Here is a 15,965-nt window from a genome sequence, read left to right on the forward strand (position 1 = left end):
AAAATGACTCAAAAAACTCGATATCTACAGTCTTGATTGGCCAGTAGTGAGTTATATTTCAATTTTCTCAGATAAATCAGGCTGCGCGACGACGTCCGCACAACCCCGCTCGGGCATTATGGATACGAGTCAGAGATGTTCGGCGCCGGGATGTGTAAGAGCGGGTCTGTTTCGAGCCGTCCAGCCTCGGCAGACCATGCATCGAATATGGCTTTGTCAGATGTAGGCCTTACCGCACCTTTAGAGCGGCCCGTGATCACCTGCCGCGCCGGCGACGGAGCCAGCGCCGGATTGCGATGACGAGTGCCGCAGCGAGCACCAGCAATCCCAGGACCGGGTGCACGATGGCGCCGGCCTGGAACAGGACGAACACGCCGAGCACCACCATCCAGGGCTTCAGCGGAGTGTCCTCTCCGACATCGCCGCCGGGCGGCGATCCGGGACGCGGCTGGTCGGAGGCCGGCTCGGGGCGACGGCCTATGGAGGGCAGGCCGCTTCGTCCGGGTATGCTCATGGCGGGCCGCTCCGCCTCCAACAGGATGGGATCGGGCTGCGGCGGCGGGCGTTCGGCCGGGCTCCACCAGCCCTCGCGCGGCGGCACACCCCGGGCGGATTGCGCGCGGAAGGGGGTGATCCGGGGCTGGGCCGATTGCTGCGGCGCCCCGTGTTTCTCGGCGAGCCGCCGCGCCTGCGCGACCAGGGGAGCACCGGCTTCGGGCGTGACCATCCGGACGAAGCGGGCAAAGCCCAAAGCCGCCCCGAGCACCGCCTGCCCCTCGCTCCGGCCCCAGCGGCGGCCGGCGGGTCCGTGCCCCTCGATGCCGTGCAGCAGGGCGCGGAACCGCCGCAAGGTCTCGCGCGGCACCGCGACCCGCTCGTTCACCGTGAGCCCGGTGACCTCCTGATGCCGCCCCCGCCGCATCACCCGCGTCTTGTCGGGATGGATTGTGAAGCCTTCGGCGGCAACGATCTCGTGCACGAATTTCAGGAGCGCGCCGGTCTTGCCCGCCGCTTCGCCCGAGGCGGAAAACGTCATGTCGTCGGCATAGCGCGTGTAGGTGAAGCCGAGCGACGCGGCGAGGCCGGTGAGGCGCGCGTCGAGGCGGGTGCAGACGAGGTTGGTGAGCGCCGGGCTCGTGGGCGCCCCCTGGGGCAGGCGGCGCGGTCCGCGCGCCGCGTAGAGACGCTGCCCGTCGATCTCGACCTCGTCCACGTCCGGCTCGGTGCAGAGCAGGGCGAGCACCGTAGCCACCGGCTCGGCATAGCCGAGGCCCCGGAACTTGCCCTTGATCCGGCGGTAATCCAGCGTCGGGAAGAAGTCCTTGAGGTCGAGGTTGACCACCACGTCCCGCCCCACATGAAGGGCGGCGTTCGTCAGGATCGAGCGGCCCGGAACGAAGCCGTGGGCGGCCTCGTGGATGCCCGCATGGGCGAGCACGGCATCGAGGATCCAGTATTGCGCCCGCTTGAGCCGGGGCATCGGCGCCGAGATGGCACGCAGCCCACCGGTCTTCTTCGGGATGGTGAAACGCTGGTAATGGCTCACCGTGGCAAGCGCCCGGTCATAGGCGAGGAAGCGCAGCTCGCCGAGGCCGATCCCCATGGCCTCGGCCACCGCGCCAGGACTCGCCAGTTCCGGCAGGCCGTCGGCTCGCGACACCGGAGCGTCTCCCCGCGCCGAGAGACCCGCCGAGACGCCCTCGCCGAGATAGAGGATCTCCCGGTTCCGGCGCCCGTGCCAGGCGAGCGCGCGTTCGTGCCGCCCGCGTGCGCCGTTGAGCTTGGTTTCGCGCCGCCGTTCCAGGGCCGCCTTCTTGCGGCGCTTGTGCATCGCCTTGAGGGCGGCGTCCGGATTCTTCCAGAGCGCCGCGCTGCGATGCAGCTCCGTCAGTTCGCGGGTGAGCTCGCCCCGGCGGCGGATGACGTCCTCGGGGAGGTTCGGCTGATCCGTCCCGGCCGGCCAGTAGCCGAGCCGGATCATCTCTTCGAGGACGACCTCGTCCTTCGAGCTCTCGCGGATGCGGTCGTAGAGCTGCTGCCGGGTGAGCGAGCCGGGCTGGACGCTCATGGGCGGCGCGCCCGGACGGGAGGACGAGTGAGGGACGCCGGGCGGAAAGCCTTCGTCAAGTCTCGGGACTGGTCCGGTCCACTCGATGCCGGCACGACCCCTACCGCGCGTTTGGGTTCAAGGAACCCAAACAGAAAGCGCGCGGTAGGGGTCTGTGCCGGCCCAGTGAAGAGCGGGCCAGTGACGCTTTGCCGGGCAGGGTGCAGGGACGGCGAAACGCCGCCCAGAATGCAAGGTCCGCTCCGCCCGACGTCCCTCAGGGGGTGAAGCTTAACGCATGCCGGGGAGGGCATCAATCGGTTCCCGACGCGGTTCCTCACGCCTGACTCCTCATCGGCTTGCCCTCGACCTGCGCGTGGACGATGCGGCGCAGGGCCAGCATGTGCTCGCAGGGGCCGCGCATCAGTTTGTTCCGGATGTAGAAGCCGCAGGTGCAGCGGCCTCCGACCATGCGGTCATCCGCGTCGATCTCGACGGCGGTCGCCATGGCCCGGCCGTCGTCCAGCACCGAGCCGGTGAGGCTGCGCCGGCCCTCGGCGCGGGTGATGGGGCCGAGGGTCACCAGCCCGGCGGCGACGAAACGGTCGGCCTTGGCCTCCTGCTCCGAGGCGAAGCGCAGGGCGCTCGCATCCAGCGGTTCGCGGGTGAGTTCGCGCAAGCGGAACACCCGCTTGTCGAGGTCGAACATGACGCGGCCGGCCTGGACGTAGCCGCCGAGCGCGGCCTCCACCGTCGCCCGGTCGAGGCCGGTCTCGGCGGCGAGGGTCCCGGCATCGGCGAAGAGATGGCGGCCGAGCGCCGCGAAGACCCGCGCGGCGCTGCCCGCATCGACATCCGTGCGGGGCGCGAGGAGGTCGAACTGGCCGGCGCGGGACCAGTCGTTGGCGGTCCAGCCGGACAGGCCGAGGGTGAAGCGCAGGCCGCCGTAATCGACCACCGCGAAGGAGGGCAGACCGGTGCCGAGGAGATGGAGGCGCACCGATCGGGCGAGCGGCAGGGCGCGGGCGAGGATCGCCAGCCGCCGCCGGCCCCAGAGCCGGATCTCGGCGCTCGCCGATCCCCGGTAGATCGAGCGCCGGAAGGTCAGCCGCTCGTTCCAGGGTTCGATCAGCACGCTCACCGGCCGGTCCGGTTCGAGCAGGAAGCGCAGGGAGCGCGGGCCGTGCCGCTCCCGGCGGGCGGCGAGGCGCGTCAGGATCGCGTGCATGTCGACGGGGTGGAGATCGACCACGCTGGCGGGCTGCGTCATGGCGCTCGAGACCTGGAGGAAGCCCCGCATCCAGGAATCGGGCAGATCGATCTTGTCCTCGCGGTATTCCTCCGTGCCGGCGGTCTGGACGGAGAAGCCGGTGGGGTCGATGGCGAGTTCGGTGTTCCGGTCGCTGCGGATCTTCTGGAACTCGTCGTACAGAGCGTGGCTGTAATCGATGTTGGTGGTGCCGAAGGCCATCTCGCCCATGCGCGCGAACACGTCATGGTCGCAGGAGAGGCGCCCGTAGGTGGATTCGTCGAGGCTGAAACACTCGAAGAAGATCTCGTCCGGATGCACGGTGATGACCGGGTCGAGGACGATCCAGGCGTCGAGATCCTCCTTGTAGAGGCGGTCGAAATAAAGCTGCCGGGCCTTGTAGAACGGCCGCATCACCGTCTGGGACGCGGCATCGATGTCCCTGAGTTCGCGGCGCAGGGACTCGATCTCGGCCTCCAGCTCGTCCCGCCCGGCCAGCGCCTCGGCGAGAAGCTGCTGCTCGTTGGCCTGCAGCCAGGCGAAATAGGCGCTGCGGTCCTTCGGCTTGAAGCGCAGGTCCGACACCACGACGTGGTGCAGCGCCGAGATCGCCTCACGGAACGGCAGGTGGCAGGCGACCCTTCCGTTGAAGAAGGTCGGCGCGCGCAAGGTATCGGGCGCGAAGCCGAGCCGCGTCGTGCCCCCTTCCGTGACGGCGCGGCTCTCGCCGAGGTAGCGATGGACGACGTTCATCGGGCACCCTCCGACAAGGTTCCGGCGGCTTGCCGCGCTACGGAGGGGCGACGGACGAGGGGCGTATCGAGATCCGGATAGGCGTTGGCGATGTCGCGAAGCGCCAGGATCGCGGCGTTCCGGTCGCGCGCCGTGACGCTAAGGGACAGGTCGGCGAAGAGGGGCAGCAAACCTTGCGCCCGCTCGCGGCTGCGCAGGGCCTCCCCCTTCAGGAAGGCCGCCATCCTGTCCTTGGCGGTCCGCCCCGTCAGCACCTGCAGCATGACGATGCGGGCGAGCGGCACGAGACGCGCGAAGGCCTCCTCGCTTTCCACCGCCTGCGCCGTCAGGAGCTCCGTCACCAGGAGGTGCATCGAGGGCGAGGGATGTTCGAGGAGGCGCAGGATCTGGGCATCCGCCTCTCCCGGCCGCAGCCGGCTGCGCAGGAGCCGGCGGGCGAAGGCCAGGACCTCCGGCTTGACGCTGTCGGTGACGACAGCGAGCGCCTCCGGCGTCCAGGCCTCCTCCGGCCAGGTCGCGAAATGGCTCTCCGCGAAGGCGAAGGTCTCCGGCCAGTCGCTTTCGACGAGGAGGACGGCCTCGGCCGCCTCGGCCTGGAAGCGGGCGGGCTCCGCGAGATAAGCGGCCATCGCCCATTGCCGCACGGCGAGATGCGAATGGCCCCCGAGCCGCGCGATCTGGCGCACGCTGAAGAGGCCCGGCGCCCGCTCGGCCAGCACGATCGCCCCGAGGCGCTGCGCGCCCTTGGCTTGCGCCTGCAGGAGGCGCCACAGGGTGCCGGCGTCGAGGGCAGCGAGCTCGCGGGGCATCGCTTCGCCCAGGAGCGCGACCACGTCGGCGACGAACCGGTCGTCCGGCGCGGTGCGGAACAGGCTCGCGATGAGGGCTTGCGCCAGCGGGCCGGCGCTGGCCGGATCGGCATCGACCAGGCGCCTCACCAGGGGCCGCGCCGCCTGTCGCAGGACGGGCGAAGGCCCGCAGGCGAAGGCGAGGATGGGGTCGGCGTGCCGGCGGAGCCGCTCATCGTCGAGGCGCGACAGGAGGCCGATGGCGGCGTCCCGCACGTCCAGGGAGTCCGAGCCGATCAGGGCGTACCATTGCTCGGCGGGCAGGCCATCGGCATCGCTGCCGGACAAGGCCAGCAACGCGACGCCCGCAGCCATCATCTCCGGGGCCGGATGCGCCATCAACGCGGCGATGTCCTGCCCGGGCACCGGCATGTCGTGGTCCGGCCAGAGCAGCGGCAGGCCGGAGCGCATGGCCCGGACCGATGCCGCCGCCTCCGCGTCGAGGACCGGCGGCATCGCCCGCAGCCATGCCACCAGCCGCTCGGCCAAAGGCCCGGCGACGCCGGCCGGAAGGCCGCGCTCGCGGGCGAGGGGGAGGAGCGCCGCCTCGACCTCCGGCGCGGCACTCGTGAGCAGCGCGAAGGCCAGCGCCACGTTCGACCAGGGCAAATCCGCCTCGGCCTCGATCCGCCGCAGGGCCAGCATCCGCGCCTCCGGGAACCGGGCCTGGACCAGGACGGCGAGGAGTTCGGGATCGGCCCCGCCCCGGGCGAGCCGCTCCCGCGCGATTTCCAGGCCGAGGGCGGCGACGGCGGGAAGCGATGCGCCGAGCAGGCGACCGACCGCGGCGGCATCGAGGGCGGCGCAGGCGGCGGCGTCGGCCCTCAGGACGCGCAGTCCCAGCATCGCCACGGGGTCGATCCGCCCCTCCGTGGCGAGACGGAGGGCGAGGTCGGGCCGGGCGCTCCAGAGATCGGGGAAGGCCTCGTCCCGCGAGTCGAGGTCGGTTTCGGCATCGAGGAAGAACGTGGCCGAGCCCGAGCGCGGCCGTGCCTGCGGGGCATGGCGGAACAGGAGATGGCTCGCCGCCCAGTGGGTCGCGAGGGGGCCGCGCAGGCGAGGCTCGCGGCCCCAGGTGCCGTTCGCCTGACGCCGCCACAGGGTCGAGACCGTGCGCGGACCCAGATCCTCGGGCCGCACTGTCAGCAGCAGCCCGGCGGCCATCTCGGCGAAGGCCGGATCGCCGACCTCGCCGCGCTTGCGCAGGGCCCGCCAGATCCGGCGCTTGAGGTAGAGCGACGTGGCCGAGGACAGGCCGATCCACGCGTCCGGGCCGCCGCGTGCATCGCGCACCACGAATTGCCGCCGCAACTCGGCCGAGTAGACCAGGGGGTCGCCGGATTTGTACATCGCCTTCGCGGTCTCGAGCCGGAGGGCGGTGGCGCCGAAGAGGCCGGCATCGTCGGCCATCTCGGCATGTTTGAAGAGGCGGCGCAGGCCGATGAGGTAGGGAGGCCGGGGGGCCAAGCGCGGGAGCGCGGCGCAGAGGCAGGCATGCAGCGCTACATCGTCCTGCGTGCAGCGGCCGAGCGCCACCAGCGTCGGCCCGACGGCGAGGGGCTTGGCCCTGGCGAGGGCGGTCAGCGCGGCGACGAGGCCATCCGCGTCGTTGGCGCGGGCCGGTCGGGCGACCGCCTCCGGCAGGTCCGCCTCCTCGCCCGAGGGGCGTCTTTGCGCGCCCATCAGCGGTGAGACCAGGGCGAAGCGGGCGAGATCGCGGATCACGACGCTGCTCGTTTCGGCCGCCACGGCCTCGAGGATCGGTGCGGCTTTGCCGCCCACGGCGCGGGCCAGCGCCCAGACCAGGGCGTAGCTCGCCCCCGCCGGCCCGACATCCTGCACCATCGCCACGAGGGCCGGCTCCGCTTGCGCGATCCGGAGCTGGCCGATGCGCCAGAGCAGGCGCTCGCGATCCTTCTCCGGCCACGGCCCGCGCCGGCAGGATGCCAGCCGCGCGAGAAGGATGCCGTCGCGGCCCTCGGCCGGGGCCCCGGCCGCGCCCGTCACGGATGACGCGACGGGTTGGTCGCTCCGGCGGTAGCCGCCGTTGATCTTCGCGACGACGACGCTGTCGAACACTTTCGCGGCGGCATCGGCCGCGATCGGCTGCGGCGTCTTCGATCCCTCGCGCAGGATCGCGCCGCGTCGTCCGTAGCGGATGTTGACGAGGAACCGCTCGGGTGCTGCGACCGCGTCGTTCTCCACGAGGTCCACCTCGTAGACCTTGTCGGAGGCTCCCTCCTTCAGGTGGAGGCGCGCCGCGCGGACGACCCTCATGCAGCGGACCCGGAGAGGGCGACACTGCGATCCTTGGGTCTCTGCATCGTGGCTCCTCGCGAGACGGGGAAGAGGCGGCGACCGGCCCGGTGACGTGCGGCGTTCCGGTCGCAGGGATGTCTAGCCTCCCCGCGATCGCGGGGGCAACCCTGGCGGGCCGGAGCGGACGGTCATGGGCGCGTCCCCCATCCGCCCCGCCTGCTCAGCGCGGAACCACCGAGGCGGCGACGCGCTCGGCCCGCGCGAGGGCGTCCGGCTGGTCCGCGCCGGCGAGGCCGATGACGCGCAGGTAGGTCTTGCCCTCGAAGCGGATCGTCTGGGTCACGCCGACCGTTCGGCCGGACCGCACGTCCTTGCCGGTGGCCCGCAGGCGGATGACGACCGCGCCGCCCTCGGTGGTGCGGCTCTCGTCGGTGACCGCGATGTCCTTCACCTCGCGGATGGTGCCCAGCGCCTTGCGGGCGAAGGCGCTCTGCTGGCCGGCTGCCACCGGAGCCTTCCCCAGGGAAGGCGCCACGATGACGAGCGGCTGGGTGCCTTCGGGATCGACGTCCTTGGGGCCGTCGGTGAGCAGGAGGGTGTTTCCCATCAGCGTCCGCACCGGGCGGAACCCGGCCAGGTCCCCCACCGAATAGGGCATGGCCGCGATCTGGTCGGCGACGCTGCCGGGGGAGCGGAAGGCGATCGTGCCCAGCGCCGCCTCCACCGCCTGGTTCGGCACCTGCCCACGGGCCGCTTCCGGAACCTGCACGGTGACGAGGCCGGTGCCATCCCCGCCCCGCACCACCGCGACCCACTTGGTATAGGCGATCCCCCTGGCCGACTGGCTGCCGCGCAGGACCCGCCCCTCTCCGCCGGCGACGGACAGCGGCTCGGCCGCTCCCACGGCGGCAAAGCCCGTCGAACGCAGGGAATCGGGGGTGAACTTTTCGGCGAGCTGCCCATACGCCTCGGCCGGCATCGCGACGATGACGATGGAGGCGCCGGACGGATGCTCGAAGCCGGCGAAGCTCTTAGCCAACGTCATGCCGGCGGGTGGAACCAGACCGATCCCGCCGGCAGGCGGAAAGACCGCCTCGGCGGCACGGGCCGGCAGGAGCGGGGCCGAGACGAGCAAGGAGACGACAAGGCCGAGGAGGGCCAGCAGCCGGCCGGTGGCGCGGCGGAAACGGGGAAGACGCATTCCGGAAGGGTCTCTCGAGAGTGGGACGTCGGCGTCGGCGGGGAATGCCCCGACGCCTGCTCGCAATTCCCGAGAGCTTGGCCGGCGGAGGCTCGGAGCGTCAAGCCACCGGGATCCGTGCATGAGCCGTCCGCCCTGCTCCGCGTCGCCGCTGACACCGCACAACGCCCGCCCGCGCTTCGTTGGCATCGCGCAAAAGAGCGCGAAGGGCGCAACGCCGCTTTTGTACCGAGAGCACCGCGATATCCTGTACGCCGATTGGGAGTTCAGGGATCGCGCCGAGACCGCCGTGCTCAGTCACGCCGGATCACTGGGACGATGCAGGCTGTACCGAAACCGCAGATAACGAGCAGCTGACCCAGCGGGCTTCGATCTCTTCCGCGCATGTGAACGAAGTGCGGGAAGCGAGGCTGGAAACTAAGTCGATGGGCTACTTAGTTTTTGCTTGGTGCCCAGGAAAGAATTGAACAGGATAACCGCTAATTTGTTGATCTTAAATGTATTGGAGATTGGCAGAGCGTCTTTACGGCACGGTCCTGCAGCACAGGCTTGGCAGTATATTAAGCTGATTATCCTTAGGTGCAGATGCCCGTCATCACTCCGGCGATACGATTGGAGCGGCACTCACAATGAACGAATGGCCATCCCATCCTGTAGCATACTCAACTCGTGATACAGTAAAACCTTGAATCTCATACTGTTTCGCAAGGACTTCGAGATAGGCGGAGGGGGTTGTAAAATCGCCGAGCTTGACAAGCTCAACTCCGATTCTACTAAGCACTAAGACCCCTAAAGTAGCAGATTTTTCTTCATCAGAGGACAGGACAATCCCGACATTCTTATGCATTTTAACTAAGGCCCTTTGGCCCGCCTTAACTGTAACAGTAAATGTTAAACCCAACCCAATAGCGCCAGTCATGACGCCCATCTCTTCAAGCGCAAGTAAAGACTGAAATCCCAAATTACCGACCGACTTCTCATCGCGCGGCTTAAAAATGTTGCTGCCATTAAAAACAAAGGGTGCGATTTGTTCTATGAGTTTGGCGTCCTGCTGGTCGAGCGTTCGCAGGAAGTTTAAGGTTCTCAATGAAAATGAACCAGCTACTTTAGCTTCGCCTACGAGGACCTTTGCCCATAGTCGTTGAATTTCTGCCTCAGATGTGCGCTCAGCTCCCTCGCGCCAATCGTTTAGCCAATCTGGGCTGATTGGCGGCGGCTCAACACCTAGCGGCGATTCCGGTTCACTATCAACTTCACTCTCCGCCATTCGCACGGTTTCGCGAAGATTGACCAATCGTTTGAAGGCATGCAAATCCCTTGAAATGCACGCTTGCTCCACAATTTCCCGAGCGGAGGAAATAGAGTGCTTTAGCTCGCCATCGTTACCATTTTCGTTATACAATAGCATTGATGAATCAGCTTGGTCAGACATATCCTCTAAAAGAAGCGGGGATTCTTTCGGCGCTACTTGCAGTCTAATTAGTTCGCCGGCACGGCCAAGTCGGGCTCGACCAGCAAGAACTTCTGCTACGTCTTGTTGCGCGGTGGCCTCATTCAACAGTTCGATGCGGCGCACATCCGCTCTTGCCAATCCTTCACGCCGTATCTGCGCTGGACTTAGCCGGCCTGTTCCAAACTTCTCAACGCTTTCCCAGACACGTTTGAGCAATGCTTCGCCTGGTACCCAAGTCAAATCTGCCCCCTCGCGTTTTCTTGGACGAGCATAATGCTCAGCCGTACGATGTCGAGGGCATGCAGCAATCGAGGGGACCAACATCGACAGCGACCGGGAGCAGACTTCATGCCCACCCCCGGCCGCCCTTTTGCCGACCTCATGCTCGACCGCCCGGCCTCCTGAACGGCAGCACGTTGCTGCCCAACGTCGCCTCCGTGCGGTCGAACGCCTCGCCCATCAGCCTCACGGTATCCGGGTGGGCCGCTCCCTTGGCCCCCGTCCGGCTAGATACGACCTCGTCGAAGGCCCGCTCGATGCCCGCCCTCACTTCTCCAGAGGCCACCGCTGGGTCCGCTTCTTCCTTGGTCATCATCGTCACGGTGCTGTCTTTCCGCTTCCGTGTTGCCGTGTCGCCTACTGTGCTTAAGCCGTCACACCCGAAGACCCGTCCCAACCGGTCGAGCGTACTCACCTGGGCCTGAGGCCCAACTTTAGGCACCACACCCTACGCCTTCACGAGTTTCTGTTGGACCGCCTCCCATTTGCCTCCGCCTTTGTGAACGATGACGATGGTTCGATCTCCGCCACTATCAGCCCAAGACCGATAGAGGTCTTCGGCCAGACTTGTAGCCTGCTTATGGTCGAGCGTGGCGGGGCGAGCGGTGCGAAGGGTGCCCAGGATCGCTGTACCGCCGCCGCAGCCGCCCTTTGTCGCGCCTTCGCCTCACTAGGGTCACGGGTCCTCAGAGAGAACCGTATGGTGCCCATCGTCGGGGTATGTGGATGGTCTCGGGGCCCAGCGGCACCAGCAAAGTACGGCCTATCGCCGCCTCGCGCACATCAGCAAAGTGCGCCGCTCAACCTGCACGAGCTAGGAGTCTGACCGCTTCATCGGACGGGGAAGCCTGAGGAGCATGTGGCACACCGTTGTGGCACGGCCTGCCTGTCGCAACTAACTCATCCGGCTTGAGTTTCTGAGGGAAAGACGCTTCTCAGAAAAATGGTGCCCAGGAAAGGACTCGAACCTTCACCTCTTGCAAGACTGGTACCTGAAACCAGCGCGTCTACCAATTCCGCCACCTGGGCCGGTCGGCAGATGTTTGCCGACGCGGAGGTTCGTTTAGGCGGACGGGCCGGCCGCGTCAATCGCGATTCCGGCCCGTTTCGCGGATTCCGCCCAAGCTGGGCGCTCAGGCCTCGCCGCGCCACTCGCGGATGTCGACGAAGCGGCCGGCCACGGCGGCGGCGGCGGCCATGGCGGGGGAGACGAGGTGGGTGCGCCCGCGATGGCCCTGGCGGCCCTCGAAATTGCGGTTGGAGGTGGAGGCGCAGCGCTCGTTGGGGCTGAGGCGGTCGGCATTCATGCCGAGGCACATGGAGCAGCCCGGCTCGCGCCAGTCGAACCCGGCCTCCTTGAGGATGAGGTCGATGCCCTCCGCTTCCGCCTGGGCCTTCACCACACCGGAGCCCGGCACCACCATGGCCGAGACCGACGGGTGGACCTTGCGGCCCTCCACCATCTTGGCCACGGCGCGCAGGTCCTCGATGCGGCCGTTGGTGCAGGAGCCGATGAAGACCCGGTCGAGGGTGATGTCGGTGATCTTGGTGCCCGGCGTGAGGCCCATATAGTCGAGGGCCTTGGCCTTCGACTGGCGCTTGTTCTCGTCGGCGATGGCGGCCGGGTCGGGCACGAGACCGGAGATCGAGACCACGTCCTCGGGGCTGGTGCCCCAGCTCACCAGGGGCGGCAGGCTCGCGGCGTCGAGACGGACCTCGCGGTCGAAGAAGGCGCCCTCGTCGGTGGCGAGGCTGTCCCAATAGGCGCGGGCCCGCTCGAACGCCTCGCCCTTGGGGGCCTTGGGGCGATCCTTGACGTAGGCGTAGGTGATGGCATCCGGCGCCACCAGACCGGCGCGGGCGCCGCCCTCGATCGACATGTTGCAGATCGTCATGCGCCCCTCCATCGAGAGGGCGCGGATCGCCTCGCCGGCATATTCGATGACGTAGCCGGTGCCGCCGGCGGTGCCGATCTCGCCGATGATGGCGAGGATGATGTCCTTGGCGGTGACGCCCGGCGGCAGGGTGCCGTCCACGGTCACGCGCATGTTCTTGGCCTTGCGCTGCAGCAGCGTCTGGGTGGCGAGCACGTGCTCCACCTCCGAGGTGCCGATGCCATGCGCCAGCGCGCCGAACGCGCCGTGGGTCGAGGTGTGGCTGTCGCCGCAGACGATGGTCTGGCCCGGCAGGGTGAAGCCCTGTTCGGGGCCGATGACGTGGACGATGCCCTGGCGGCGGTCGAGGGCATCGTAGAACTCGATGCCGAAATCGCGCACGTTCTCGGCCAGCGTCTCCAGCTGGAGGCGGCTCTCCGGATCCTCGATGCCGAAGCGGCGGTCCGAGGTCTGGACGTTGTGGTCCACCACGGCCAGGGTCTTCTCCGGGTGGCGCACGCGCCGTCCGGCCACGCGCAGCCCCTCGAAGGCCTGTGGGCTCGTCACCTCGTGGACGAGGTGACGGTCGATGTAGAGGAGGCTGGTGCCGTCCGGCTCGACATCGACCACGTGGTCGTCCCAGATCTTGTCGTAGAGGGTGCGCGGGGCAGTCATGGCGTGGCTGTTTCGGTTTTCGTCGTTGATCGGATCGCGGGCGGATATGTGACTCTCGCCCTCTTTAGTAATGTTCGAAAGGCCCGCTTGGAAGTAGGCCGGCGCACACGGCGCATCGCGGTCATGACTGCCGCCCGCGCGCCGCATGGCGACCTTGGCCGATGCGGACCCGCCGCGATGGCTGGACCCTGCCGGGACGGCGGATTACAGCCGTATCGTCTCTTGGCCACGCCTCTCTTGGCCACTTCCGGGGACGGATGACGAGCGCGACATGCAGCCTGCCGACCTGTTGCTCCTGAAGCCGATGCAGCCCAGCGTGATGGAGGCGCTGGCGGGCGCCTTCACCCTCCACCGCGCCGACACCGCGCCCGATCCCGACGCGTTCTATCGCGAGATCGGACCGCGCATCCGCGCCATGGCGACCGGGGCGCAGGCCCCCGTCGACCGCGCCCTCATCGAGAAACTGCCCCAACTCGAGATCGTGGCGAGTTTCGGCGTCGGCTACGATACGATCGATGTCGGCGCCGCGGCGGAGCGGGGTGTGGTGGTCACGAACACGCCCGACGTGCTCTCCGACGAGGTGGCCGACCTCGCCCTCGGGCTGCTCCTGGCGACCGTGCGCGAGATCCCGCAGGCGGACCGCCACCTGCGCGCCGGGCACTGGCCGACACGGACCTACCCGCTCACCGCGACCCTGCGCGGCCGGCATGTGGGCATCCTCGGCCTCGGCCGGATCGGGCGGGCCATCGCGCGCCGCCTCGAAGGGTTCGGCGTGGCCCTCTCCTATCACGGCCGCCGCCGGCAGGACGACGTGGCCTATGCCTTCCACCCGACCCTGCTGGAGATGGCGCGGGCCGTGGATGTCCTGATGATCGTGGCGCCTGGCGGCCCGGAGACGAACGGGATCGTCAATGCCGAGATCCTGGAGGCGCTCGGCCCCGACGGGATCGTCGTCAACGTCGCCCGCGGCAGCCTCATCGACGGGCCGGCGCTGATCGAGGCCCTGCGATCGGGCACGATCCACGGCGCGGGGCTCGATGTCTTCGCCGCCGAGCCCGAGGTGCCGGAGGCCTTCCTCGGTCTGGAACGCGTCGTCCTGCTGCCGCATGTGGGCTCCGGCTCAGTCCAGACCCGGGAGGTCATGGGCCGGCTCGTGGTCGACAACCTGCTCTCCTGGTTCTCCGGCAAGGGACCACTGACGCCGGTGCCGGAAACGCCGACGAACGCGCCCAGCACCGGAGCGGCCCGATGATCCGTCTCGCACGCCCCCTCGCCGGTCTCTTGACGGCAGCGGCCCTGGCCGGTCCGGCGCAGGCCCAGACTATGACCCAGAATGGGGGCCAGGGGATGGCTCAGGGCGCTCCCCAGGCCCCCTCGACACCGACCACGCCCTCGACACAGACCGCGCCCCCGGCCGCGACGCCCGCCCCGACACCGGCGGAGCCCCCCGCCGCCTCCGGCCCCTCGGAGACGCCAGCCGCGGTGAGCCCACCAACCGGCTTCGTGGAGACCTTGCCACCGACCATCGAAGGCGTTCCCGGCACCTGGGACCTGTCGCGGGACGGCAGCACGCGGCGCTGCGTCATGACCCTCGCGTCGCAGAGCTTCGAGAGCGGGCGGCGCCTGTCGTTTCCCGCCGGGTGCCGCCGTGCCCTGCCGATCCTGAACGAGGTCGCCGCCTGGCTGTTCGTGGACGGCGTCGTCCGCCTCGTGGACAAGAACGTCCGGCCGGTCCTGATCTTCAAGGCGCGGGACGACCGGCGCAGCCTCATGGCCAAGACCGAGGGAGGCGAGGTCTACAGCCTCGTTCCTCTCCAGATCGTGGCGATGTCGCCGCCTCCCGCGCCGGCGCCGGATGGCGGCTCCGGGTACAAGCTCGAGCGGGACGATCCGACTGCGGCAGGCGGCCAGAATATTGGGGCGCAGACGAGCGCAGCGACGCCTGCCGGCCCGCGGCCGACGGCCGGCATCTACGCCCTCGACCGCTACCGCGAGCAGGACGTCTGCCGCCTCGAACTGAAACCCGCGGAGGGAGGCGGGACCGCCACGGTCCGCCTGCTCGAGGGCTGCCGCGACAGCGGGCTGACGACCTTCGATCCGGCCGCGTGGCTGGCGGCTCCCGGCCGGCTCACCCTGGTGGCACGGCGCGGCCATGTGGTGGGGCTGGTGCCGGCGGGGGAGAACCATTGGCGGCGCGAGCCCGAGGTCGGCACCACCTTCATCCTGCGCCGGATCGAGGCCGCGGCGCCCAGCGGTTCCCCCTGACGACCACGCCTGATAGACCCTGCCGCCGATGCCCTACACCGTCGCCGCCCTCTACCGCTTCGTTCCCCTGCCCGACGCCGCAGACCTGCGTGACGCGTTGGAGCGGCGCTGCGTGGAACTCGGCATCCTCGGCACGCTCCTCCTGGCGCGCGAGGGGATCAACGGCACCATCGCGGGAAGCGCGGCCGGCATGGCCACGCTCCTGTCGGAGCTGCGCGACGGCCCGCTCTTCGGCGAGCGCTTGAGGGATCTGGACGTGAAGCTTTCGAGGGCGGAGGCCGCGCCTTTCGCTCATCTCAAGGTGCGGTTGAAGCGGGAGATCGTGACCTTCGACGACGGCGCCACCGATGCGGGCGAGGCCGGGACACCCGTGCCGCCCGAAGCGTGGAACGCTCTGCTCGATACGCCGGGCCTGCTCCTCCTCGACACCCGCAACGCCTTCGAGGTCAATCTCGGCACGTTCGAAGGCGCCACCGACCCGCATCTGTCGCGGTTCTCGGATTTCCGGGCCTATGTCGACAGCCTCGACCCCGCCGAGCATCCGGCGGTGGCGATGTTCTGCACCGGCGGCATCCGCTGCGAGAAGGCCGGGGCGTATATGCGCGCGAAGGGGTTCGCCACTGTCCACCATCTCGAGGGCGGCATCCTGCGCTATCTCGAGACGATCCCGGAGGCCGAGAGCCGCTGGCGCGGCGACTGCTTCGTCTTCGACCACCGCATCGCGCTCGGACCCGGCCTCGTCGAGCGGCCCGACCACGATCCCGAGATATTGCGATGAGGCGGGGCCAGCCATGACCGACGACGATACGCTCTCCGCCCGCATCGACGCCCTGGAAATGCGGCTGACCGAGCAGGACGTGGTCATCGACGACCTCAACGCGACGATCACCGCGCAATGGCGCCAGATCGATGCCCTGACGCGGCATCTGGCCAAGCTCGTTGAGCAGGTCGAGGAGGCCGGCGCCCGCACCGGCACCGGCGCCCCGGAACCGCCCCCGCCGCATTATTGAGCCCCTGCCCGGCCGTGGTCGGGCTGAGGAGGGGGCCGCCGCCACCCGCGCC

General features: G+C 68.8%; 12 protein-coding genes and 1 tRNA gene. 4 read left to right on the forward strand and 9 right to left on the reverse strand.

The genetic code is table 11. The annotated features are described in order from the left end of the window. Nucleotides 1-256 precede the first annotated feature (256 nt). From ACYQR9_RS02180 to leuC, 9 genes are all read right to left on the reverse strand, one after another. The gene (locus ACYQR9_RS02180; protein WP_461228542.1) at nucleotides 257-2,068 is read right to left on the reverse strand and encodes a reverse transcriptase family protein; all 1,812 of its coding nucleotides are present in this window, start codon (nucleotides 2,066-2,068) and stop codon (nucleotides 257-259) included. 316 nt (nucleotides 2,069-2,384) lie between these two features. Next, nucleotides 2,385-4,049, reverse strand: a complete 1,665-nt coding sequence (locus ACYQR9_RS02185) for an SWIM zinc finger family protein (protein ID WP_461228543.1) — start codon at nucleotides 4,047-4,049, stop codon at nucleotides 2,385-2,387. Further along, nucleotides 4,046-7,174, reverse strand: coding sequence for a hypothetical protein (locus tag ACYQR9_RS02190; RefSeq protein WP_461228544.1), 3,129 nt, complete (start codon nucleotides 7,172-7,174; stop codon nucleotides 4,046-4,048). The genes ACYQR9_RS02185 and ACYQR9_RS02190 overlap by 4 nt, the downstream gene beginning before the upstream one ends. Before the next feature lie 202 nt (nucleotides 7,175-7,376). Next, on the reverse strand, nucleotides 7,377-8,357 hold the full coding sequence (locus tag ACYQR9_RS02195; protein WP_461228545.1) for a hypothetical protein: 981 nt from the start codon (nucleotides 8,355-8,357) through the stop codon (nucleotides 7,377-7,379). Nucleotides 8,358-8,952: 595 nt separating this feature from the next. Further along, a complete protein-coding gene (locus ACYQR9_RS02200; RefSeq protein WP_461228546.1) occupies nucleotides 8,953-10,050 on the reverse strand; it encodes a DUF2806 domain-containing protein in 1,098 nt (365 codons plus the stop codon). Between the two features lie 139 nt (nucleotides 10,051-10,189). Then, nucleotides 10,190-10,411, reverse strand: coding sequence for a hypothetical protein (locus ACYQR9_RS02205; protein WP_461228547.1), 222 nt, complete (start codon nucleotides 10,409-10,411; stop codon nucleotides 10,190-10,192). Nucleotides 10,412-10,545: 134 nt separating this feature from the next. After that, complete coding sequence (locus ACYQR9_RS02210; protein ID WP_461228548.1) at nucleotides 10,546-10,800, reverse strand: DUF6538 domain-containing protein; 255 nt, start codon at nucleotides 10,798-10,800, stop codon at nucleotides 10,546-10,548. 233 nt (nucleotides 10,801-11,033) lie between these two features. Then, nucleotides 11,034-11,118, reverse strand: a tRNA-Leu gene (locus ACYQR9_RS02215). Between the two features lie 104 nt (nucleotides 11,119-11,222). Then, the gene (gene leuC / locus ACYQR9_RS02220) at nucleotides 11,223-12,638 is read right to left on the reverse strand and encodes a 3-isopropylmalate dehydratase large subunit (protein WP_056421992.1); all 1,416 of its coding nucleotides are present in this window, start codon (nucleotides 12,636-12,638) and stop codon (nucleotides 11,223-11,225) included. A gap of 271 nt (nucleotides 12,639-12,909) precedes the next feature. Between leuC and ACYQR9_RS02225 the strand changes: the two genes are divergently transcribed. The 4 genes from ACYQR9_RS02225 to ACYQR9_RS02240 are packed head-to-tail and all read left to right on the forward strand — an operon-like array spanning nucleotide 12,910 to nucleotide 15,913. Then, nucleotides 12,910-13,890: a 2-hydroxyacid dehydrogenase gene (locus ACYQR9_RS02225; protein ID WP_461228549.1), complete on the forward strand. Its 981-nt coding sequence runs from the start codon at nucleotides 12,910-12,912 to the stop codon at nucleotides 13,888-13,890. After that, complete coding sequence (locus tag ACYQR9_RS02230) at nucleotides 13,887-14,903, forward strand: AprI/Inh family metalloprotease inhibitor (protein ID WP_461228550.1); 1,017 nt, start codon at nucleotides 13,887-13,889, stop codon at nucleotides 14,901-14,903. Before ACYQR9_RS02225 ends, ACYQR9_RS02230 begins: the two co-directional genes overlap by 4 nt. A gap of 28 nt (nucleotides 14,904-14,931) precedes the next feature. Next, nucleotides 14,932-15,681 carry an oxygen-dependent tRNA uridine(34) hydroxylase TrhO gene (gene trhO, locus ACYQR9_RS02235; RefSeq protein ID WP_461228551.1) on the forward strand — a complete coding sequence of 250 codons (750 nt, stop codon included), beginning with the start codon at nucleotides 14,932-14,934 and terminating at the stop codon, nucleotides 15,679-15,681. Between the two features lie 13 nt (nucleotides 15,682-15,694). Continuing rightward, nucleotides 15,695-15,913, forward strand: a complete 219-nt coding sequence (locus tag ACYQR9_RS02240) for a SlyX family protein (protein ID WP_018045441.1) — start codon at nucleotides 15,695-15,697, stop codon at nucleotides 15,911-15,913. The last annotated feature ends 52 nt before the right edge of the window (nucleotides 15,914-15,965 follow it).

This window comes from Methylobacterium sp. CM6241, assembly GCF_054817845.1.